15 protein-coding genes and 4 tRNA genes are annotated in these 21,724 nt (G+C 70.5%); 8 read left to right on the top strand and 11 right to left on the bottom strand.

From position 1 onward, the window contains the following. Positions 1–5: 5 nt before the first annotated feature. Positions 6–809 carry a sterol carrier family protein gene (locus ACIRQ7_RS19685; RefSeq protein WP_404263849.1) on the top strand — a complete coding sequence of 268 codons (804 nt, stop codon included), beginning with the start codon at positions 6–8 and terminating at the stop codon, positions 807–809. A 166-nt stretch (positions 810–975) separates the two neighbouring features. Here the strand turns inward: ACIRQ7_RS19685 and ACIRQ7_RS19690 are convergent, their stop codons facing one another. Both ACIRQ7_RS19690 and ACIRQ7_RS19695 read right to left on the bottom strand, forming a co-directional pair. After that, the gene (locus ACIRQ7_RS19690) at positions 976–2,511 is read right to left on the bottom strand and encodes a sulfatase (protein WP_404263851.1); all 1,536 of its coding nucleotides are present in this window, start codon (positions 2,509–2,511) and stop codon (positions 976–978) included. Between the two features lie 389 nt (positions 2,512–2,900). After that, a complete protein-coding gene (locus tag ACIRQ7_RS19695; protein WP_403673934.1) occupies positions 2,901–3,068 on the bottom strand; it encodes a putative leader peptide in 168 nt (55 codons plus the stop codon). Positions 3,069–3,153: 85 nt separating this feature from the next. On the opposite strand from ACIRQ7_RS19695, the gene purF reads away from it, so the two are divergent. After that, positions 3,154–4,713 (top strand): amidophosphoribosyltransferase, encoded by a 1,560-nt coding sequence (gene purF / locus ACIRQ7_RS19700; RefSeq protein WP_401463898.1) that lies wholly within the window; start codon positions 3,154–3,156, stop codon positions 4,711–4,713. Between the two features lie 33 nt (positions 4,714–4,746). Beyond that, the gene (gene purM, locus ACIRQ7_RS19705; protein WP_401463896.1) at positions 4,747–5,841 is read left to right on the top strand and encodes a phosphoribosylformylglycinamidine cyclo-ligase; all 1,095 of its coding nucleotides are present in this window, start codon (positions 4,747–4,749) and stop codon (positions 5,839–5,841) included. 140 nt (positions 5,842–5,981) lie between these two features. Here the strand turns inward: purM and ACIRQ7_RS19710 are convergent, their stop codons facing one another. Then, entirely contained in the window at positions 5,982–6,230 is a 249-nt protein-coding gene (locus tag ACIRQ7_RS19710; RefSeq protein WP_393893236.1) for a DUF3073 domain-containing protein, read from the bottom strand. 324 nt (positions 6,231–6,554) lie between these two features. Further along, positions 6,555–7,673, bottom strand: a complete 1,119-nt coding sequence (locus ACIRQ7_RS19715; RefSeq protein ID WP_401463894.1) for a Leu/Phe/Val dehydrogenase — start codon at positions 7,671–7,673, stop codon at positions 6,555–6,557. Positions 7,674–7,906: 233 nt separating this feature from the next. Here ACIRQ7_RS19715 and ACIRQ7_RS19720 point away from each other — a divergent pair, with 233 nt between their 5' ends. Next, on the top strand, positions 7,907–8,743 hold the full coding sequence (locus ACIRQ7_RS19720; protein ID WP_404263855.1) for a hypothetical protein: 837 nt from the start codon (positions 7,907–7,909) through the stop codon (positions 8,741–8,743). Between the two features lie 465 nt (positions 8,744–9,208). Continuing rightward, positions 9,209–9,415: a developmental transcriptional regulator BldC gene (gene bldC / locus ACIRQ7_RS19725; RefSeq protein WP_003949541.1), complete on the top strand. Its 207-nt coding sequence runs from the start codon at positions 9,209–9,211 to the stop codon at positions 9,413–9,415. A 530-nt stretch (positions 9,416–9,945) separates the two neighbouring features. On the opposite strand, the gene ACIRQ7_RS19730 is transcribed toward bldC, so the two are convergent. The 3 genes from ACIRQ7_RS19730 to hrpA all read right to left on the bottom strand — a co-directional run bounded on the left by ACIRQ7_RS19730 (position 9,946) and on the right by hrpA (position 14,544). Beyond that, the gene (locus tag ACIRQ7_RS19730) at positions 9,946–10,179 is read right to left on the bottom strand and encodes a DUF6274 family protein (RefSeq protein ID WP_404263857.1); all 234 of its coding nucleotides are present in this window, start codon (positions 10,177–10,179) and stop codon (positions 9,946–9,948) included. A gap of 164 nt (positions 10,180–10,343) precedes the next feature. Further along, a tRNA-Asp gene (locus ACIRQ7_RS19735) sits at positions 10,344–10,418 on the bottom strand. A 94-nt stretch (positions 10,419–10,512) separates the two neighbouring features. After that, positions 10,513–14,544, bottom strand: a complete 4,032-nt coding sequence (hrpA, locus tag ACIRQ7_RS19740) for an ATP-dependent RNA helicase HrpA (protein ID WP_404263859.1) — start codon at positions 14,542–14,544, stop codon at positions 10,513–10,515. Positions 14,545–14,670: 126 nt separating this feature from the next. Between hrpA and ACIRQ7_RS19745 the strand changes: the two genes are divergently transcribed. Further along, positions 14,671–15,810, top strand: coding sequence for an ABC transporter permease (locus ACIRQ7_RS19745; protein ID WP_404263861.1), 1,140 nt, complete (start codon positions 14,671–14,673; stop codon positions 15,808–15,810). A 73-nt stretch (positions 15,811–15,883) separates the two neighbouring features. Here the strand turns inward: ACIRQ7_RS19745 and ACIRQ7_RS19750 are convergent. From ACIRQ7_RS19750 to ACIRQ7_RS19765, 4 genes are all read right to left on the bottom strand, one after another. Then, positions 15,884–15,957, bottom strand: a tRNA-Phe gene (locus ACIRQ7_RS19750). A 4-nt stretch (positions 15,958–15,961) separates the two neighbouring features. Further along, positions 15,962–16,036, bottom strand: a tRNA-Asp gene (locus tag ACIRQ7_RS19755). 46 nt (positions 16,037–16,082) lie between these two features. Next, positions 16,083–16,155 (bottom strand) — tRNA-Glu (locus ACIRQ7_RS19760). 82 nt (positions 16,156–16,237) lie between these two features. Continuing rightward, complete coding sequence (locus tag ACIRQ7_RS19765) at positions 16,238–17,935, bottom strand: metallophosphoesterase (RefSeq protein ID WP_404263863.1); 1,698 nt, start codon at positions 17,933–17,935, stop codon at positions 16,238–16,240. 131 nt (positions 17,936–18,066) lie between these two features. On the opposite strand from ACIRQ7_RS19765, the gene ACIRQ7_RS19770 reads away from it, so the two are divergent. Further along, on the top strand, positions 18,067–18,417 hold the full coding sequence (locus tag ACIRQ7_RS19770; protein WP_401463882.1) for a metallopeptidase family protein: 351 nt from the start codon (positions 18,067–18,069) through the stop codon (positions 18,415–18,417). A 1,359-nt stretch (positions 18,418–19,776) separates the two neighbouring features. Beyond that, the coding region (locus ACIRQ7_RS19775; protein ID WP_404263865.1) for a DEAD/DEAH box helicase at positions 19,777–21,724 on the top strand (1,948 nt) is incomplete at its 3' end.

The raw sequence follows: 21,724 nt of genomic DNA on the forward strand, positions 1-21,724 counted from the left end.
CGGGCATGCCTCCCGCCGCCCGGAAACAGCGTGTCCGCCGGTACGACCCCTCGAAGACCCGCGCCGCCGTCACGACCCAGTTCGCGCATGTCCAGGAGGCCGTACGCGGGCTGTCGGACGGGCAGCTGGCGCTGCCGACCCGGGTCGGTGACTGGACGGTGCGTGAGCTGGTGGCGCATCTGTCGATGGCGGTCGGCAGCGTGGTGAGCAATCTCCGGGAGCCGGCTCCGCCGCAGCCCGAAACCGCCCTGCTGGACTGGCCGTTCGCGACCGCCCCGCTCGCCGCCGGCATCGACGACGACACCCGCGCCCTGGCGTCCGCGAGCGACCCCGGCGAGCTGCTGACCCGCACCGCCGAGCAGCTCGCCGAGGCCCTCGCGGCGGCCCCGGAAGACCAGGACCGGCTACTGGTCACCCGCGTCGGTGCGATGCGGCTGGCGGACCACCTCGTCACCCGCTGCGTCGAACTGGTCGTGCACACCGACGATCTGGCGGCGGCGACCGGCGTGGAGATCCCGTACGACCGGCAGGCCCTGGCCACCGCCACCCGCCTGCTCGCCGACGCACTCGCGATCAAGGCTCCGGGCGGGTCGGTCGAGGTCCGGGTGCCGCCCTTCGCGGTGGTGCAGTGCGTCGAGGGCCCCAAGCACACCCGCGGAACCCCGCCGAACGTCGTCGAGACCGACCCGCTGACCTGGATCAGGCTCGCCACCGGCCGTACGGCATGGGCCGAGGAGCTGGATGCGGCGAACGTCAGCGCCAGCGGCGAGCGGGCCGATATCGGCGGCCTGCTCCCCGTACTGAGCTGAGCCCACGGGGTGGAGACGGATCCGCGCAGCCCTCCGATGCACCGGAGGCGGGACGCGGACACGGCCACAGGCCGGCCGTCGCTGATGCAGCCCGACCCGGCCGACCCCTCCCGCCAACCCCGCCCGCCTACCCCTCCCGCCAACCCCGCCCGCCTACCCCGCCCGCTCAGCCCTTCGGCTCGTACGGCAGCAGCGTCTTGTCGACCGCCTCCCAGGCGGCCCGCAGCCGCCCCAGCAGCTGCTTCTCGGCCCCGGACCTGTCCGCCTGCTCGCGCGGATCGTCGGTGACGTGGAAGAGCTGGTCGGTGCCGCCCTTGCCTCGGTAGTACTTCCAGTCGCCGCGCCGCAGCGCCCGCTCACCGCGCACCCGCCAGAAGAGATCGCGCTCGGCGAGCCGTTCACCGCGCAGCAGATAGCCCGCCAGGCTCGTCCCGTCCAACGGGTGGGCGCGGTCCGGCCGGGCGCCCGCGATCTCCAGCAGGGTCGCCGTCCAGTCCGGGGTGAAGACCGGCTCGTGGCTGACCTGGCCGGGATCGAGCCGGGACGGCCAGCGCAGCACGGTCGGCGCCCGGATACCGCCCTCCTGGAGCGAGGCCTTGTTGCCGGAGAGCGGCCAGTTGTACGACCAGCGTTCGCCGCCGTTGTCGCTCGCGAAGAACACGAGGGTGTCCTCCTCCTGACCGGAACGCTTCACAGCGGCCAGCACCTCACCGACCGAACGGTCCAGGTCCTCGACCATCTCCCGGTACTTCTCCAGCGACCCGCCGTCCCGGTGCTGGAGCGCCCCCGGCTCCCCGGCCTTGATCCTGCGGACGATTTCCGCGCTCTCCTCCTCGTCGCCGTCCGCGATCCACGGCCAGTGGGGAGTGGTGAAGTTCAGGTTCAGCAGCCACGGCGTGTCCGCACCCTTTCCGGGCGTCACCTGCCCGGCCCGCTCCCCGCCTGGGGAACGCCCCGCCCGCGTCACGTAGTCCACCGCCCGCTCGGTGATGATCCGCGTGTAATAGCGCAGGTCCTTGTACTCGGCGTCGCCCTCATAGAGGTCGTACTCCCCGGCGAGCCCCAGCTTCGAGTAGTACTCCAGCGCTCCGCCGAGATTCCCGAAGAAGGTGTCCCAGCCCGACTTGGTGGGGCTGTAGTCCGGCAGGTAGCCGCAGTGCCACTTGCCGATCAGCGCCGTGGCGTAGCCCGCGTCGCGCAGCAGGGAGGCGAGGGTGGGGTGACCGGGTTCGAGCCCGGCGCTCCGGTCGGCGATGGGTTCGGCGAGACCGCCCTTCGTACGGCCGGGGAAGCGGCCCGTGTAGAGGGAGAAGCGGGTGGGGGAGCAGGTCGCCGAGCCCGCGTACGCCTGGGTGAAGCGCACGCCCTGGCGTGCCAGCCGGTCCAGATGCGGGGTGCGGATGTCGGGTGCCCCGTAGGAGGAAAGGTCGGCCCAGCCGAGGTCGTCGCCCAGGATGAACAGGATGTTGGGGCGGCGGGAGCGCCGGCCGCGGGCGGCGCGGAACGGGCGCTCCTGGTAGTCGGGGGTTTCGGTGGTGGCGGCCGCGGCATCCGGGGCGCCGGCCACCGTCGCGGCGGCGCCGATTCCGGTCACGGCGGCCGCGGCACCCACACCGGCCAGGCCGCCGAAGGTGCGCCGGGATATCGCCGAGCTGTCGGCTACCGGGGAGTTTGCAGGCAAGGAAGGGTCGACGGAGGACATCGGTTCGGCTCTCCAAGGTGAGCGAGACAGGCGATCAAGGCAGGCGATCGGGGCGGTCCATCACGCTGACGAGCGGCACAGGTGATCGAGGCGAGCGATCAAGAAGGACGAGCGGCACAGCTGATCGAGGCAGATGAGCGAGACGGGCCATGAGGCCCTGCGGCGGCCACCGTGGACGGCGGTGGACGGCGGCAGGCAGCGAGGGGTAGCGCATCTCACACCGACGGGACGGCGTCGAAAGTGAGGAAAGCCGCAAAGGGCGCCCAGCGGGCATCGTTCCGCGGCGAAGGGAGGGGGCGGCGGCTGACGCGAAAGCGCAGATCAGGGACGTGGGTGCGCGCCGGAACCCGGCGTACCCGCGCTCGCTCCGCTACGCGAAGTGACCGCGCTTATCCGCAGCGACAGATGGCGCCGGCGACGTGACAGAGGTCGACGTGGCGGCGGCGCACCAGGGGGTGCGCGAGGCGGGGCACCCGGTGACACACCAGGTGTGCCAAGGGTTGCGGGGTCTGCATGGCCAGAAATCCTGTCCGTGCATGCATGGTCACGTCAAGCATGCTTCACGCTCCGTTCATGTACTCATCCAGGATCTGCGGCATCCCCGGTTCGGATGAATAGTCGACCTGCCCTAGACTCGGTGACGTGCCACGTGGTGACGGACGACTCAGCCACGACCTGCTCCCCGGTGAGAAGGGCCCCCAGGACGCTTGCGGCGTTTTCGGTGTCTGGGCTCCGGGTGAAGAGGTCGCCAAACTCGCCTATTTCGGGCTGTACGCGCTGCAGCACCGTGGACAGGAGTCCGCGGGCATCGCAGTGAGCAACGGCTCGCAGATCCTCGTCTTCAAGGACATGGGCCTGGTTTCCCAGGTCTTCGACGAGACTTCGCTCGGCTCCCTCCAGGGTCATATCGCTGTGGGCCATGCCCGCTACTCCACCACCGGAGCCTCGGTGTGGGAGAACGCCCAGCCGACGTTCCGTGCGACCGCGCACGGCTCGATCGCGCTCGGCCACAACGGCAACCTGGTCAACACCGCCGAGCTGGCGGATCTGGTCGCGGCGCTGCCCCGTGAGGGCGGCCGCGCGACCCAGGTCGCGGCCACCAACGACACCGACCTCGTGACGGCCCTGCTGGCCGGACAGGTCGACGAGGACGGCAAGCCGCTGACCGTCGAGGAGGCCGCACCCCGCGTCCTGCCGAAGGTCATGGGCGCCTTCTCGCTCTGCTTCATGGACGAGCACACGCTCTACGCCGCCCGCGACCCGCAGGGCATCCGCCCGCTGGTCCTCGGCCGCCTGGAGCGTGGCTGGGTGGTGGCCTCCGAGACCGCCGCCCTCGACATCTGCGGCGCCAGCTTCATCCGGGAGATCGAGCCCGGCGAGATGGTCGCCATCGATGAGGACGGCCTGCGCAGCAGCCGCTTCGCCGAGGCCCGCCCCAAGGGCTGCGTCTTCGAGTACGTCTACCTCGCCCGCCCGGACACGGACATCGCCGGCCGCAATGTGTACCTCTCCCGCGTGGAGATGGGCCGCAAGCTGGCCGCCGAGGCGCCTGCCGAGGCGGACCTGGTCATAGCGACGCCGGAGTCCGGTACCCCGGCGGCCGTCGGGTACGCCGAGGCCAGCGGGATCCCTTACGGATCCGGCCTGGTCAAGAACTCCTACGTCGGCCGGACCTTCATCCAGCCGTCGCAGACGATCCGCCAGCTCGGTATCCGTCTGAAGCTCAACCCGCTCAAGGAAGTCATCCGCGGTAAGCGCCTGGTGGTCGTCGACGACTCGATCGTCCGCGGCAACACCCAGCGCGCCCTGGTGCGGATGCTCCGCGAGGCCGGCGCTCTGGAGGTCCACATCCGGATCTCGTCGCCGCCGATCAAGTGGCCGTGCTTCTTCGGCATCGACTTCGCCACCCGCGCGGAGCTGATCGCCAACGGTCTGAGCGTGGACGAGATCGGCAAGTCCCTGGGCGCCGACTCCCTCGCCTACATCTCCATCGACGGCATGATCGAAGCCACCACCATCGACAAGCCGAACCTGTGCCGCGCCTGCTTCGACGGCGTGTACCCGATGGAGCTGCCCGACCCGGAGCTGCTGGGCAAGCACCTCCTGGAGGCGGAGACCGCCGGTCAGGCCAAGCCGGACCTGGACGGCGTCGAGACGCTGACGGCCGGAGTCGGCGGCGCCGACGCGCTGCGCCGTCCGTAGCGCGCACCACACACGACACGAAAGTTCTGGGCCATGCCTACTGAGTCCTCCGAGCCTGCGCGATCCGCGGACACCGGTGCCAGCTACGCGGCTGCGGGAGTCGACATCGAAGCGGGCGACCGCGCCGTCGACCTCATGAAGGAGTGGGTCAAGAAGGCGACCCGCCCCGAGGTCGTCGGCGGGCTCGGCGGCTTCGCCGGTCTCTTCGACGCCTCCGCACTGAAGCGCTACGAGCGCCCGCTGCTGGCCTCGGCCACCGACGGCGTCGGCACGAAGGTCGACATCGCCCGCAAGATGGGCGTGTACGACAGCATCGGCCACGACCTCGTCGGCATGGTCGTCGACGACCTCGTCGTGTGCGGCGCCGAGCCGCTCTTCATGACCGACTACATCTGCGTCGGCAAGGTCTACCCCGAGCGGGTGGCCGCGATCGTGAAGGGCATCGCCGAGGGCTGTGTCCTGGCCGGCTGCGCGCTGGTCGGCGGGGAGACCGCCGAGCACCCCGGCCTGCTGGGCGCGGACGAGTTCGATGTCGCGGGCGCCGGCACCGGCGTGGTCGAGGCCGACCAGGTGCTGGGAGCGGACCGTATCCGTAGGGGCGACGCGGTCATCGCGATGGCGTCCTCCGGACTTCACTCGAACGGGTACTCGCTGGTCCGCCATGTGCTGTTCGACCGTGCGGGATACGCCCTGGACCGGGAGATCCCGGAGTTCGGCCGCTCCCTCGGCGAGGAGCTGCTGGAGCCCACCAAGATCTACTCGCTGGACTGCCTGGCGCTGACCCGTACGGCCCAGGTGCACGCGTTCTCGCACATCACCGGCGGCGGCCTCGCCAACAACCTTGCCCGGGTGATCCCGGACGGCCTGCACGCCACGGTCGACCGCACCACCTGGACGCCCGGCGCGGTCTTCGACCTGGTCGGCGCGGCCGGCTCGGTCGAGCGCCTGGAGCTGGAGAAGACCCTGAACATGGGCGTCGGCATGATGGCCGTCGTTCCGCAGGAGTCGGTGGATGTCGCCCTGGCGACGCTCGCCGACCGGGGCGTGGACGCCTGGGTCAGCGGCGAGATCGTCGAGCGTGGCGACCACGCGGAGGCAGTGACCCTGACCGGTGCCTACGCGAGCTGAGCTGAGAGGCCGCCGCTTCGGCGGCGGCCGCTTGGGCGCCCGCAGCCGCGGTCACCCGGGCAGCACAGAACCCGGTCCTGGCGTTGGCCTGGACCGGGTCCCGATGCTGTCTGTTGTCAGTGCCTGCTACGCACAGCGCGTCAGGCGCGACGACGCTGGTCGGACGAGTCGCCCTCGTCCTCATCGTCGTCGTTGTACCGATCCGCGTACTGTGCGTACGGGTCGTCGTCGTCCTCGTCATCCTCGAACGGTTCCCCGTTCGGAGGCTGCTGGTTCGACGGCGATGCACCCAGCTCGTCGGCCAGTCGTGAGAGATCCGTCCCACCGCTGCTGTACTTCAGCTGGCGGGCGACCTTTGTCTGCTTGGCCTTGGCCCGGCCGCGCCCCATGGGTCGACCCCCTCAATGACGGGGCTCGATGGCCCCAGAGTCTTGACACGCGTTCATGATTCAGAGCGGACTCTCGACAGAGAGACCGGTCCGTAGGGCTTTAACGGTACCTGCTTCCGCGGCCATACGGTACGTCGCCCGCATCACCCGCCGCTCGGCACGACCCGCGAGGCACCCTTTTCCCGCTGGTCAACTGCGATTTTAACCTGTCCTGTACGGCGACCCGCCGACGGGTGGTGAGGGATGTCTCCCTGATCACCCGTGGCGGGTCGCACAAGGCCGTGTTTCCGGCCATGAGAGCGCTCCGGGAGCGCCCCCTGCCCGTCAGGCGCGGCGGGCCTCCGCCATCCGCAGCTCGGCGAGTCGGTCGGCCGCGGCGGCGGGCGGGATGCCGTCGGCCTTCGCACGAGCGAATATCGCCAGCGCGGTGTCGAAGATCTGCGCCGCCTTGGCCTTGCAGCGGTCGAAGTCGAAGCCGTGCAGCTCGTCGGCGACCTGGATGACACCGCCCGCGTTCACGACGTAGTCCGGGGCGTAGAGGATGCCGCGGTCGGAGAGGTCCTTCTCGACGCCGGGGTGGGCGAGCTGGTTGTTGGCCGCGCCGCACACCACCTTCGCGGTCAGCACCTTCAGCGAGTCGTCGTTGAGCGCGCCGCCCAGCGCGCACGGCGCGTAGACGTCCAGGCCCTCGGTGCGGATCAGCGCCTCGGTGTCGGCCACCGCGGTCACCTGGGGGTGCTTGGCGCGGATACGGTCCACCGACTCGGCGCGGACGTCGGTGATCAGGACCTCGGCGCCGTCCCGGAGGAGATGCTCGACGAGGTGGTGGCCCACCTTGCCGACGCCCGCGATGCCGACCTTGCGGTCCCGCAGTGTCGGGTCGCCCCACTGGTGCTGGGCCGAGGCCCGCATGCCCTGGTAGACGCCGAAGGCGGTCAGGACGGAGGAGTCGCCGGCGCCGCCGTTCTCGGGCGAGCGGCCGGTGGTCCACTTGTTCGTGCGGGCGACGACGTCCATGTCGGCGACATAGGTGCCGACATCGCATGCGGTGACGTAGCGGCCCCCGAGGGAAGCCACGAACCGGCCGTAGGCGAGCAGGAGTTCATCCGTCTTGATCAGGTCGGGGTCACCGATGATCACGGCCTTGCCGCCACCGTGGTCGAGCCCGGCGAGCGCGTTCTTGTACGACATGCCGCGCGAGAGGTTGAGCGCGTCCAGCACGGCCTCCTCCTCGGAGGCGTACGCGTGGAAGCGGGTGCCGCCGAGGGCGGGGCCCAGGGCGGTGCTGTGGAGGGCGATCACGGCCTTGAGGCCGCTGGCGCGGTCCTGGCACAGAACGACCTGCTCGTGGCCACCCTGCTCGGAACGGAACAGGGTGTGCAGAACGCCGCCGTCGACACTGACGGAGGCAGGACGTACGTCAGTCACTGTGGTGACTCCCATAAGTCGCGGGGGACGCCCTCCTGCGGGTGGGGAGGGCCGGTCGGGAAGAGCGTAAGACCTCCGGGGTGTGCAGGGCGGTCGGGTGCCGGGGATCACTCTCCCGCACGGACCCGGCGTGGGACGATCTGCCGTACCGCAGGCCGGCGGGGGAACCCTCCTGCGGCAGACCCTCTGACGGACCTCTGACGGATCTCTGGCGGACTTCTGGTGGACTTCCTTGTGAAGGAGCGGGTGTGGCCTTGGCGTCATCGGTAATGGTCCCGTATGTGGCGTATCTGCGGGTCTACGAACCGCTGGCAGCGTTTTCCGAGCCGGAACGCTCCCATTGGGCGCGCTACGCCAAGCGCACGGACACCCCCACCGCCCAGGACGAACAGCGCCGGGCGCTGGCCGATCTCCTGCCGGTGCCGCCGGTGCCGGTGCCGGTGCACGAGAGCGCGGACGCCTTCGTCGCCGTCGTGGACGACGTGACGTGCGTCTGCCCGTGGCGCACCCGGCTGCGCGGCTGGCAGGCCCTGGAGGCCCTGGAGGAACTGCTGCCGGCGTCCGTGCTGGACGCGGCACTGCCCCCGGTGGTCCGCCGGCAGGCCGCCACCGACTACGAGGAGTGGCGGGAGCGCAACCCGGACGCGCGCCCCTGGATCCGGGCGGCGACCTGGCATGTCCCGGTCCGCTGGTTCGTGCTCTTCAGTGACTCCGAGCGGGAGTACACGAAGGGTGAGCAGGGGCCGCTGATGCGTTACCGGACGCCGATGGTGCAGGCCAGGCGCCGGGTCGCGCGTGGATTGCGCACGCTGCGGGACACCCTGGAAGAGGGGCCGCTGATCGACGGCCTGGTAGATGTGGGGCGCTGGCTCGAGGAATTCCACCCGCGTTCGCTCGTGGAGCTGGACTACGGAGGCCTGGTGCACGCGGTGCCCGCTGAGCAGCTCGACGAGGACCGTTCCGCAGCGGAAGTGGCGGAGGGTCTCGAGGCGCTGCGCGACGGGGACGGCGAGCGGGCCGGGGTCGCCTACGAGAAGTTGTCGGACCGGTGGCGCGCGGTGCGCGAACGCCAGTTCTCCAGCTGAGGGCGGCCTCCGGGCCCACGGGACGTAGGTCCTGATCCGGGCGATTGCCTCAAGCGTGACCTAAAGCACTGAGTTCGGGCCTTGCCCGCAAGCCATACCCTCGTGCCAAAATAGGACAAGGAGCCTGACAAGGGCTCCTTCCGTCCAAGTAAGGGCGGATAGATCGGTATTGCGTTCCTTGAGGGGTCTCGTGACATCTGATCATGGTGTGACTGATCGTCACGAGGGTGTGACTGTCCGCTATGGCATGGTCCATCGGCTTCCGTCGAGGTTGAACACCTGAGAGGGCAATTCCATCGGTTTGGCCGACGTGGTTGGACAGATGGTGTAGTTGTAGTGCCGAGGACAAGCCGTTCGTCCTATAACCGACTCGGCCCGCGCCCGCCCATTTCGGGCAACGTGGGTCAAGGTGCAGAATTTAGAGGAAAGAACCGTGATGGTTCGGTTCTCCCGAGGAGGCCGCTCATGACCGCTCGCACCCCTGACGCCGAGCCGCTGCTTACGCCTGCTGAGGTTGCCACGATGTTCCGCGTGGACCCGAAGACGGTGACCCGTTGGGCCAAGGCAGGCAAGCTCACGTCCATCCGCACGCTCGGAGGGCATCGGCGTTACCGCGAGGCTGAGGTCCGCGCACTGCTCGCGGGTATCCCGCAGCAGCGCAGCGAGGCCTGAATAACCGCATAACCAGGCTGTTTTCGGGTCCCCCAACCCGAAAATGCCTACTTTGGCACCACAAAGCTCGACCTGCTCCACCAAGCTCCACAGCTCCACACGACGCGGCGCCTGCCCCAACAGGCCCCACACCCGCTCCATCTGGGTACGTCATCGATCGCGCTGGACTCCGCCGGGTCCAGCGCGATCTTTTTTGTGTGCGCCCGCTTCCCCGCCTGCTGAGCGGCTCGGGCCGACCTGCTCCCGGAGCTGCCTCGCGGGGGCGTCCGGTGCCGTTCAGGGCCCTTCAAGGGGTCGGTCTGCGTGGACCCGGCGACTCCCTTCCGGAGCCCTGAGGGGGCAGTGCAATTGCACATATTAAATTGACCTGTTGTAGGGAGGGTGTAAGTTCCCCGTCCCGTGAAACTTGTTCGGTGACACCCGTCACATGGCGGGGTTCTTGAAGGCGGTGCCGCCGCTGCGGTAGTGAACTTTCCCCGCCATCGCCTCACAGCCTCCCACCGAAGGACCCGCGAGGCGGCCGCCGTTGGTCACAGAGTCGAGGGACTTTCGTCCTCGGCCGCCGGCGGTGGCGCGCAGGCCGTCCGGCGCGTGGCGGTGGCGGGCGCGGGCGCCGTGCGCCCCGAATGCCCTCTGGGCGACTCCAGAGCCAGCCGCAGCAGCCGATGGCAGATCGGGCAGTGCCGGGTCAGATGCCGGTAGCCCGTCGCGGCTGACAGGTGGGCCCGCAGCAGCGCCCTGGTCTCGTGCCTCGTCGTCGTCATGCACGTACCTCCCCGGCCCCCGCGCTTTCTCTGTGATTACCGGGGGTCCCCGCCGCCGTCAAGACCGCCGGTCGGCTGCCGGGCGCGGTGCGGGGCGCGACGAGAGGCGCTGCCGGGAACGCAGAACGGCCCGCATCCGGATCGGATGCGGGCCGTAAATGATGCGGTCCTGACGGGATTTGAACCCGCGGCCTCCACCTTGACAGGGTGGCGAGCACTCCAAACTGCTCCACAGGACCTTGCGTTTGCCTCCCCCTTGCGGCGGGCTGCGAATCAAGACTGTACAGCAGGTCAGGGGGTGCGGTCGAACTCGATACCGGCGGGCGCCCGCGGCTACGGCGCCGCGGCGTCCACCGCCTTCACGATGCGCTTGTCGGAGACCGGATAGGCGGTCCCCAGGGCGTGCGCGAAGTAGCTCACCCGCAGCTCCTCGATCATCCAGCGGATCTCCCGGGCCGCGGCCGGCACCGGCCGCCCCTGGGGGAACTGCTCCAGCAGCCAGGCGTATTCGTCCTGCATCTCCTTCACCTTCGCCATCCGGGTGCGGTCCCGCTCGGCGTTGGTGGGCAGCTGCTGGAGCCGGCGGTCGACGGCCACCAGATAGCGCATCAGGTCCGGCAGCCGCTTGGCGCCGTGCGCGGTCACGAAGCCCGGCCTGACGAGCGCGGCCAGCTGCTCCTTGACGTCCGCGAGGGACGGCAGCAGGGACGGGAACGTCGTCGCCTTCAGCCGGCGCTCGCACGCCTGCCAGGCGGCCAGCACCTCCTGGACCTGCTGGATGGTCTTCAGCGTCGCGTCCACCAGATCGGTGCGCACCGCGTCGAACAGCTTGCGGAAGGACTCCTCGTCCCACGCCGGGCCGCCCCGGGCCGCGATCAGCCGGTCGGCGGCGGCCGTCACACAGTCCTCGAAGAGCGCCGGGATGGAGCCGTGCGGATTGCGGGACAGCGCGAGCTTGTGCTGATTGCTGAGCTTGTCCTGGGCGAACTTGGCGGGGTTGGTGGGGATGTTGAGCAGGATGAGGCGGCGGGTGCCCGCCCACATCGCCTGCAGCTGCTCCGCCTCGGTGTCGAAGAGGCGTACGGCGACGCTGGTGCCCTCGTCCACCAGTGCCGGATACGCCTTCAGCGGCTGGCCGGCCCGCCGGGTCTCGAAGGTGCGCGGCAGCGCCCCGATCGTCCAGGACGTCAGGCCGGTGCGCTGCTCCAGTCCGGCCAGCGCGGGGCCGTCGCCCTTGCCGCCGTCCTTGGCGGGGCGCTCGGCGGCCTGCTCGAAGGCCTTGGAGATGGCCGCCCGGGTCTTCGGCTTGAGCTGCAGGCTGAGCGCTTCGAGGTCCTTGGCCTCGGCGAGCTTGCGGCGCCGCTCGTCGACCACCCGGAAGGTGATCTTGAGGTGGTCGGGGACCTTGGCGGTGTCGAAGTCCGCGGCGTCCACCGGCACGCCCACCATCCGCTGCAGCCCCGCGGCCAGAGCGGTCGTCAGGGGGCCCTGCAGCGGGACCGTGGAATCCAGGAATCGGGCCGCGAAGTTCGGCGCGGGGACGTAATTCCGGCGGATCGGCTTGGGCAGCGAACGGATCAGCTCCGTCACCAACTGCTCGCGCAGCCCCGGGATCTGCCAGTCGAAGCCCTCGGGGGAGACCTGGTTGAGGACCTGGAGGGGGACATGGACGGTCACGCCGTCCGCGTCGGTGCCGGGCTCGAACTGGTAGGTGACCTTGAACTTCAGCTTTCCCTGCCGCCAGGAATCCGGATAGTCGTCCTTGGTGACGGCCTCGGCGGATTCATTGATGAGCATCGAATGCTCGAAATTCAGCAGCTCCGGGTCCGGGCCGCCGTCCTGGCCGCGTTTCTTCCACCAGGCGTCGAAGTGCGCCCCCGAGACGATGTCCGCCGGAATCCGCTGGTCGTAGAAGTCGAAAAGCGTCTCGTCGTCCACGAGGATGTCGCGGCGCCGGGCGCGGTGCTCCAACTCCTCGACCTCGCCGAGCAGTTTGCGGTTGTCGTGGAAGAACTGGTGATGGGTGCGCCAGTCGCCCTCCACCAGGGCGTTGCGGATGAACAGATCCCGTGAGGTCTCCGGATCGATCCGGCCGTAGGTGATCTTGCGCTGCGCGACGATCGGGACGCCGTAGAGCGTGACCCGCTCGTACGCCATCACCGCGGCCATCTTCTGTTCCCAGTGCGGCTCGCTGTACGTCCGCTTCACCAGATGCTGCGCCAGGGGTTCGACCCACTCCGGCTCGATCCTGGCGTTCACCCGCGCCCACAGCCGGGAGGTCTCGACGAGCTCGGCGGACATGATCCAGCGCGGCGGCTTCTTGAAGAGGGCGGAGCCGGGGAAGACCGCGAATTTGGCGCTCCGGGCGCCGAGGTATTCGTTCTTGGCTTCCGCGTCCTTCAGCCCGATATGCGAAAGCAAACCGGAGAGCAGAGAGGTATGGATATGCTCCGGCGCCGCATCGTCCTCACTGAGGTGAATGCCCATGGTCTTGGCGACCGAACGCAGCTGGGAGTAGATGTCCTGCCATTCGCGTATCCGCAGATAGTTCAGGAACTCCGAGCGGCACATCCGGCGGAAAGCGGACGACGAGAGTTCCTTCTGCTGCTCCCGCACATAGCGCCACATGTTCAGGAACGCCAGGAAGTCGCTGGTCTCGTCCTTGAAACGGGCGTGCTGCTGATCGGCCTGCTGCTGCTTGTCGGACGGCCGCTCGCGCGGGTCCTGGATGGACAGCGCCGCCGCGATGACCATGACCTCGCGGACACAGCCGTTGCGGTCCGCCTCCAGCACCATCCGGGCCAGCCGGGGGTCGACCGGCAGCTGGGAGAGCTTGCGGCCCAGCGGGGTGAGCTGCTGGCCGGCCTTCCGGTCCTTGCCGCCCTTCGGCTTGCCGTCGAGCGCCCCGAGCTCGTGCAGCAGATCGATGCCGTCCTTGATGTTGCGGCGGTCCGGCGGATCGATGAAGGGGAACTTCTCGATGTCGCCGAGCCCGGCCGCGGTCATCTGGAGGATGACGGAGGCGAGGTTGGTGCGCAGGATCTCGGCGTCGGTGAACTCCGGACGGCTGAGGAAGTCGTCCTCGGAGTACAGCCGGATGCAGATGCCGTCGCTCGTACGGCCGCAGCGGCCCTTGCGCTGATTGGCGCTGGCCTGCGACACCGGTTCGATCGGCAGCCGCTGCACCTTGGTGCGGAAGCTGTAGCGGGAGATCCGGGCCATGCCGGGGTCGATGACGTACCGGATGCCGGGGACCGTCAGCGAGGTCTCGGCGACGTTCGTGGCGAGCACGATCCGGCGGCCGGTGTGCCGCTGGAAGACGCGGTGCTGCTCGGCGTGCGACAGCCGTGCGTAGAGCGGCAGTACCTCGGTGGACGGGAGGTTCTTCTTGATCAGCGCGTCCGCGGTGTCCCGGATCTCGCGCTCGCCGGAGAGGAAGACCAGGATGTCGCCCGGACCCTCGGCCTGGAGCTCGTCCACCGCGTCACAGATCGCGCTGATCTGGTCGCGGTCGCCCTCCTGGCCGCCCTCCTCCAGGAGCGGGCGGTAGCGGACCTCGACGGGATACGTCCGCCCGGAGACCTCGACGATCGGCGCGGACTTCTTCTCGGCCTCGACCGTCGCGAAGGCGCCGAAGTGCTTTGCGAAGCGCTCCGGGTCGATCGTCGCGGAGGTGATCACGACCTTCAGGTCGGGCCGCTTGGGCAGCAGCTGCGCCAGATAGCCGAGGATGAAGTCGATGTTGAGGCTGCGTTCGTGGGCCTCGTCGATGATGATCGTGTCGTACTGGCGCAGCTCGCGGTCCGTCTGGATCTCGGCGAGCAGGATGCCGTCCGTCATCAGCTTGACGAGGGTGTCGCCGCCGACCTGGTCGGTGAAGCGGACCTTCCAGCCGACCGCCTCGCCCAGCGGGGTCTTCAGCTCCTCCGCCACCCGTTCGGCGACCGTACGGGCCGCGATCCGGCGCGGCTGGGTGTGCCCGATGAGGCCGCGGACGCCCCGGCCGAGCTCCAGGCAGATCTTGGGAATCTGGGTGGTCTTGCCGGAGCCGGTCTCGCCCGCGACGATCACGACCTGGTGGTCGCGGATCGCGGCGAGGATCTCGTCCTTCTTCTGGCTGACCGGGAGTTCTTGCGGGTAGCTGATCTCGGGCATGGCGGCGCGCCGCTGGGCGACGCGCAGCTCCGCCGCATCGATGTCGCCGGTGATCTCGGCGAGCACGGCCGCTCGGGCTTCGGGCTTACGGATCCGGCGCGCGCCGTCGAGTCGGCGCCCCAGCCGCTGCTGGTCGCGCAGCATCAGCTCGGGCAGTCGCTCCAGCAGGGCGGGCAGGGCGGGCAGGGCGGGGGCAGGCTGACTGGACATACGTCTCCCAGGATCTCACCTCGACGATTCGGCTGGCGAACGATTTGCTTCCGGCGGTCGGGTACGGGCGCCCGGGAGGGGTGACCTGCCCGGGTATGTCCGGCATGGGTGCCTTAGCGTGGCCCTATGTCTGATCAACCCGGCGAACAGGGGCACGAACCGGAACACCGGCCGGAGCACGAACAAGGAAGCGCCGCGGAACAGGAGCGCGCACCGGAACTCCACGGGGCCCACGGACGGCCGCTGACCGGCGCGGAGAAATGGGCGGCCTTCAAGGCTTCGCCGTTCCTCCCCGCGCTCGTGCTGGTCTTCATCCTCGCCGCGGCCGCCGGCCTGTTCGCCGGCTCGTACACCTACACCATGGCCAACCCGACCCCGCGCCATGTCCCGACCGCCGTGATCGGCTCCCCGGACGCCCCGCAGGAGAAGGCGTTCGCCGCGGGGATGGAGAAAGCGCTGAACGCCTCGCTCCAGCTGACCGAGTACGCCACCTACGCCGAGGCCCGGAAGGCCGTCGACGAGCAGGAGGAGTTCGCCATCCTGCGGGCCCGCGGCAAGGGGGTGGAACTGGACGTGTCGGGCGCCTCGGGCGCCACCGTGGCGCAGTTGCTGGCCGAATCGGGCGAGAAGGTCGGCCAGGCGGTCGGCGTGGACGTCCGGATCCGGGACATCAAGCCGCTTCACCCGGGCGACCCCCGCGGGCTCGCCCTCTTCTACATCTCGCTGGCCGCCGTCATCATCGGCTTCGTCGGCGCGATCCAGCTGAGCGTGCACGCCCGCGCCCTCAACCCGGCGGAGCGGATCGCCTTCACCGCCGTCTACGCCCTGCTCGGCGGCTTCGCCATCGCCGCCGTCGTGGACTGGTGGCTGGGGGCGCTGGACCTGCCGTTCGTGGAGTCCTGGCTGATCCTGGCGCTGACGATGTTCACCTCCGGCATGGTCTTCACGATGTTCAACACCCTGATGGGCCGCTGGGCGATGATCCCCACCTGGGGGCTGATGGTCCTGCTGGGCAACCCGTCCTCGGGCGGCGCGGTTTCCTGGCCGCTGCTGCCGTCCGCGCTCGGTCACATCGGTCGCTGGCTGCCCCCGGGCGCCTCGGTCAACGCCCAGCACACCGCCGTCTACTTCGGCGGTCACCAGCACGCCTTTCCGTTTCTGGTGCTGGCGGCCTGGGCGTTGCTGTCCTGCGCGGTCTTCTGGGGCTGGCGGCACCGCCATCCGGGTGGCCGCGAGGTGGCCCCGGCCCACGCGGCGGCGACCTGACCTCCGGCCGCCGAGGGCCCGCAGCACGAAGAAGGCCCCGATCCACTGGATCGGGGCCTTCTCCCAAAGGGTGTGGCTGGGGCCGGGGTCGAACCGGCGACCTATCGCTTTTCAGGCGATCGCTCGTACCAACTGAGCTACCCAGCCGCAGCGGTCCTGACGGGATTTGAACCCGCGGCCTCCACCTTGACAGGGTGGCGAGCACTCCAAACTGCTCCACAGGACCTTGCATTGTGCGAAACGGCGTGAACAGTCTCGCACACGGTAATGCGTGCCCCCAACGGGATTCGAACCCGTGCTACCGCCTTGAAAGGGCGGCGTCCTGGGCCACTAGACGATGAGGGCTGGTGGCCACCTTGGCGTCGTTACCGGCGCCGTCGGGGACGTGAGAAGCATATGGGATGGGAGGACCGTTCGCCAAAACGGTTTACCGGGGGCTGCCGGAAGGGACCCTGGCCGGGCGCGAAGGGCGGCCCGACGAGGGGCCGGAGGGCGAGTCCGGCGACGGGCCCAACGACGGTCCGGTCGGGTGAGGGGAGCCGGACGGGGAGGGCTTCGCGCCCGGCTGGTTCTCCCGCGGGAGGTGGCGGCTGACCTCGGCGCGGGACAGGCCGAGCCCGCCGAGCGTGATCTCGTCCCAGGCCTGGAGCCGTTTGGTCCTGCGGTCCAGATAGAGCACCGACGCCTGCACCTGCTCGGGCTTCTTGTTCTGCACCGCACGCAATCCGCCGCCGCCCGTGGAGCCCTCGACCATCAGCCGGGTGCCGCGGGGGAGCGTGGCGTTCTCGCGGTGGTGGATGTGCCCGGCGAGCGCCAGCGGGGCCAGGCCGTCGGCCTCGGTCGCCGCGGTGGGGTTGTGGGCGAGCGCGATGTCCACCGGGGTGCCGGCCAGGCGCTGGGTGCGCAGCGAGTCGGCGAGCCGCCCGCCCGCCGTGCGCTCCTCGGCGTCCCCGGACGGCACCACCGAACGGTCCGGGGTGAACTGCGGGTCGCCGACGCCCGCGATCCGCAGTCCGGCGACGTGGGCGGCCTTGCCGTTGTCGAGGACGGTGACGTTCTTGCGCCCGGTCAGATAGGTCTGGGTGCTGTGCGAGTCGTGATTGCCGCGGACCCAGACGTACGGGGCGCCGAGGGTGGAGACGGGGTCCAGGAAGTGGTTCTCGGCGTCCGAGCCGTGGTCCATGGTGTCGCCGGTATCGATGATCACGTTGATCCGGTACTGCTTCACGAGCGAGGCGATGATCCGCCAGCTGCCGGGGTTGAGGTGGATGTCGGAGACGTGCAGCGCGCGGATGGTGGTGGGGTCCGGCTGGTAGGTGGGCAGGCTGGAGGTGGCGTCGTAGAGTTTGGTGACGTTCGTCACCAGGCGGGCCAACTCCTGCTGGTAGACGTTGAATTCGCTGACGATGTTGCGGGCGTTGCCGACCACGGACGGGGCCGAGGAGAGCAGTCCGGAGAACTTCGGCTCCAGGACGGACTGCGGGTTCCAGGTGGCGTACGCCGCGCCCCCGGAGGCGGCGAGCAGGGCGAGCGCCAGGCCGCCGGCGGCCAGCGCGCGGCGCGGCCGGCGGTAGACCGCCAGGCCCAGCGCGGTGGCGCCGGAGATCACCGCGACGCAGGAGTGCAGGGCGAGGTCGGCGCTGCCGCGGGTGACGTCGTGGGTGACCTGGGCCTGGAGTCCCGCGAAGCGTTCGGGGTGGTCGACCAGCGCCTGGGAGCGGACCGGATCCAGCCGGTCGACGTCGACATCGAGCCGTACGGGCGCGTCATGGCTGCTGAGTTCCAGGGCGCCGAGCGGCGGGACATTGATCCGGGTGCCGCCCGCCAGGGAGGGGCGCAGCGCCATGCTGGTGTCCATCGGGCCGACGGGGGCGTGGATGCTCCCTATGACGAGCAGTCCCAGCCAGGCGCCGAGGACGGTGACGGCGAGCAGGCCGAGCGCGCGCGCATACGGGTGCGCCGGCTGGGCGAGCGCGACGGTGGGGGCCGTATGGCGGGAGCGGTAGTGGCGGCGGACGGCGCCGGGCCAGGCGGCTGCGCCGGAGAACGCGGCGCCGAGCCGTCGGAGCAGGGGGTTTCCAGGGGTGTCGGTGGTCCTTCTCCGGGAGCGCGCGACGCGGGCCATTGGTCCGATATGCCCCGCGGTGGCGCCCGTTAAGCGGGGAGCGGCCGGCTCCGGTCGGCCGGGAGGGCGGGCCGCGCCGGGATTGCGTACGCGATCTCCGCATCCGGGGCCCGGTAGCGGAGAATGGGGGTGTGCTGGAAATGACGCGCGAGGAGTTCGAGGAACTGGTCGCCCAGGCGCTGGACCGGATCCCGCCGGAGCTGACCCGGTTGATGGACAACGTGGCGGTGTTCGTCGAGGACGAACCCGAGGCCGCGGACCCCGACCTGCTCGGGCTGTACGAAGGGACACCGCTGACCGACCGCGGGGAGTGGTACGCGGGCGTGCTGCCCGACCGGATCACGATCTACCGCGGGCCGACGCTGCGGATGTGCGCCACCCGCGAGGACGTCGTCGCCGAGACCGAGGTGACGGTCGTTCATGAGATCGCGCACCACTTCGGGATCGACGACGAGCGGCTGCACGCGCTCGGTTACGGCTGACCGGCGCGGGCGGATCGGCGGAGGGCCGGCCGGCGGCAGGGCCGCGGCGCGCCCGCGCGGGGTGTGGTCGATCGGGTGCCCGGTGCGCGTGTCCTCAAGCGGGGGGCGGGAGTTGGGCAGGGCGTTCGTCGCCGCCGCCCCAGCGCTCCGGATCCGGAGGTCCCGCCCGTGCGCCCGATCCCATTCCGTCCTTCACCCCCGTCCCGGCCCGAGTCCCCCGCGCCGTCCTCACCGTCCTCGCCGTCCTCGCTGTCCTCGTCATCCGTTCCTGTTCCGCTGCCGCCTTCGGCGCGGCCCGCCGGCTCCGGTGGTGCCGGCGGCCCCCTGGCGGCCTCCGCGGCCGTCGAACCCCTGGCCGCTTCCGCGTCCCCGAGGACCGCGTCCGGTGGTCGTGCGATGACGCGGGTCGCGGCCGCCGCGGTGGCCGTTTCGGCACTGGCCGCTTCGCTGGCCGGCTGCATGAGCGTGAGCGACCCGGAGCAGCCGAAGCCGTCCGGCAGCGCGGCCCGGCACGGTGACGGGAAGACCGGATCCGGGCCCGACGGGGTGACATCGGACGGTCAGGGCGCCGGACCGCGGCGGATGGGGCGGCCTGCCGACGGGCGCCCGGCGCACGGCGGCGCGCGGGAGGGCAAGTCCGCGGACGGCGCGACCCCTGCGGCGTCGGGGCCGGCGACGCCCTCGCAGCCGGTGAAGCCGTCCGGACCGGTGCCGGGCGCCGGGGCGGGGCACGGCGGCACGGGAGGCCACGGCGGGCACCCGGGACCTGCGGTGCCGACCCCGCCGCCGGGCCGGCCGTCGACCCCGCCGCCTTCCCCGACCCCCACGCAGCCGCCCGCGTCTCCGACGCCGCCGAGCAGCCCGCCGCCGACGTCACACGCGTCCGGCCCGGCTCCGTCGGCGCCGGTGTCGCCCCTGACGTCGAACGGGCCGAGGTCGCCGCTGTCCTACGGGTCCCCGATGATGGTGCCCTCCGACTCCGTGGAGTCCTGAGCCGCGTGTCCTGAGCCGCACGTCCTGAACTGCGCACGGCGCTTCCCGGCCCCCTCCCGACCCGGCTTCCCGCTCCCGCCTCGCGATGGCATTTCCGCAGGTGAGGCCGGTGCACGGGCATCGGGCGGGGCGACGGGAGGCGGACCGGCAACGGGGCCGGGGAGGGCGGCGGGATCCCCATTTGCCTTCCGGGGTGCGGAGTGCGTATGGTGGTAGATCGTTTGATCCCATTTGCCCGGCGCCAGAAAAGAAGCGCGCCGCGTGGCGCGTTCTCTCCCTTGCCGTGGCTGACCGCATAGAGGCGGTCTTTGTGAAACACACGGAGTTTGGGCGCGTGCCGAGACTCCGGAAGGTTTCGCATTTCGCATGTCAATTTCCACTGAGCAGTCCGTCATGCCCGCAGCCGAAGAGCAGGCGGCTACCCAGGTCGGCGAGCCGGTCGAGACGACCGACACCGCCGTGGCGGTCGAGTCGACCGAGACGACCGACATCGCGCCGGTGACCGAGGCGGCAGAGGCCACCGAGCCCGCCGAGCCCACCGTCACCTTCGCCTCCCTCGGACTGCCCGAGGGCATCGTCCGCAAGCTGGCCCAGAACGGCGTCACCACCCCCTTCCCGATCCAGGCCGCGACCATCCCGGACGCCCTGGCCGGCAAGGACATCCTCGGCCGCGGCCGTACCGGCTCCGGCAAGACCCTCTCCTTCGGTCTGCCGACCCTGGCCACGCTGGCCGGCGGCAACACCGAGAAGAAGAAGCCCCGCGCGATCATCCTCACCCCGACCCGTGAGCTCGCGATGCAGGTCGCGGACGCGCTGCAGCCGTACGGCGACGTGCTCGGCCTGAAGATGAAGGTCGTCTGCGGCGGTACGTCCATGGGCAACCAGATCTACGCCCTGGAGCGCGGTGTCGACGTCCTCGTCGCCACCCCGGGCCGACTGCGCGACATCATCAACCGTGGCGCCTGCTCCCTGGAGAACGTCCAGGTCGCGGTCCTCGACGAGGCCGACCAGATGTCCGACCTGGGCTTCCTGCCCGAGGTCACCGAGCTGCTCGACCAGATCCCCGGCGGCGGCCAGCGCATGCTCTTCTCCGCCACCATGGAGAACGAGATCGGCACCCTGGTCAAGCGCTACCTGACCAACCCGGTCACCCACGAGGTCGACTCCGCCCAGGGCAACGTCACGACCATGACGCACCACGTCCTCGTCGTGAAGCCGAAGGACAAGGCGCCGGTCACGGCCGCGATCGCCGCCCGCAAGGGCCGCACGATCATCTTCGTCCGCACGCAGCTGGGCGCCGACCGTATCGCCGAGCAGCTCGTCGAGTCCGGCGTGAAGGCGGACGCGCTGCACGGCGGCATGACGCAGGGCGCCCGTACCCGCGTCCTCGCCGACTTCAAGGACGGCTACGTCAACGCGCTCGTCGCGACCGACGTCGCCGCCCGCGGTATTCACGTCGACGGCATCGACCTGGTCCTGAACGTCGACCCGGCCGGTGACCACAAGGACTACCTGCACCGCTCGGGCCGTACCGCCCGCGCCGGCCAGTCCGGCACGGTCGTCTCGCTGTCGCTGCCGCACCAGCGCCGGCAGATCTTCCGCCTGATGGAGGACGCGGGCGTGGACGCCTCGCGCCACATCGTCGGCGGCGCCGGTGTCTTCGACGACGACGTCGCGCGGATCACCGGTGCGCGGTCGCTCACCGAGGTGCAGGCCGATTCGGCCAACAATTCGGCCAAGCAGGCCGAGCGCGAGGTGCAGGACCTGACCCGCGAGCTGGAGCGCCTGCAGCGCCGTGCCACCGAACTGCGCGAGGAAGCGGACCGGCTGACCGCCCGTGCCGCCCGCGAGCGCGGCGAGGACCCGGCCGAGGCGATCGCCGCCGCTGCCACCGAGACCGTCGAGGCCGCCGCCGAGGCGACCGAGGCCGCGGTGCCGGCTCAGGCCCAGGCCGCTCCGGACGAGCGCCGCCCCTCCTCCTCGTACGAGCGCCGTGACGACCGGGGCAACTTCGACCGCCGGGACCGTCGCGACGACCGTCGTGACGACAACCGGTCGGGTGGCGGTTTCAACCGTGACCGTCGGGATGACCGTTCCGGTGGTGGCCGTTCCTTCGACCGTCGTGACGACAACCGCTCGGGCGGTGGCTTCAACCGTGACCGTCGGGATGACCGTTCCGGTGGTGGCCGTTCCTTCGACCGTCGTGACGACAACCGCTCGGGTGGCGGTTTCAACCGTGACCGTCGGGATGACCGTTCCGGTGGTGGCCGTTCCTTCGACCGTCGTGACGACAACCGCTCGGGCGGTGGCTTCA

It is taken from the genome of Streptomyces sp. NPDC101393 (genome assembly GCF_044767385.1).
GTDB lineage: Bacteria > Actinomycetota > Actinomycetes > Streptomycetales > Streptomycetaceae > Streptomyces.

Coding starts and splice junctions, on each gene's coding strand:
- bldC (WP_003949541.1), top strand. CDS start 9,209: ATGACCGCTCGCACCCCTGACGCCGAGCCGCTGCTTACGCCTGCTGAG.
- ACIRQ7_RS19695 (WP_403673934.1), bottom strand. CDS start 3,068: ATGCTTGACGTGACCATGCATGCACGGACAGGATTTCTGGCCATGCAG.
- ACIRQ7_RS19710 (WP_393893236.1), bottom strand. CDS start 6,230: ATGGGGCGCGGCCGGGCCAAGGCCAAGCAGACAAAGGTCGCCCGCCAG.
- ACIRQ7_RS19685 (WP_404263849.1), top strand. CDS start 6: ATGCCTCCCGCCGCCCGGAAACAGCGTGTCCGCCGGTACGACCCCTCG.
- hrpA (WP_404263859.1), bottom strand. CDS start 14,544: ATGTCCAGTCAGCCTGCCCCCGCCCTGCCCGCCCTGCCCGCCCTGCTG.
- ACIRQ7_RS19715 (WP_401463894.1), bottom strand. CDS start 7,673: ATGGGAGTCACCACAGTGACTGACGTACGTCCTGCCTCCGTCAGTGTC.
- ACIRQ7_RS19745 (WP_404263861.1), top strand. CDS start 14,671: ATGTCTGATCAACCCGGCGAACAGGGGCACGAACCGGAACACCGGCCG.
- ACIRQ7_RS19765 (WP_404263863.1), bottom strand. CDS start 17,935: ATGGCCCGCGTCGCGCGCTCCCGGAGAAGGACCACCGACACCCCTGGA.
- ACIRQ7_RS19730 (WP_404263857.1), bottom strand. CDS start 10,179: ATGACGACGACGAGGCACGAGACCAGGGCGCTGCTGCGGGCCCACCTG.
- ACIRQ7_RS19690 (WP_404263851.1), bottom strand. CDS start 2,511: ATGTCCTCCGTCGACCCTTCCTTGCCTGCAAACTCCCCGGTAGCCGAC.
- purM (WP_401463896.1), top strand. CDS start 4,747: ATGCCTACTGAGTCCTCCGAGCCTGCGCGATCCGCGGACACCGGTGCC.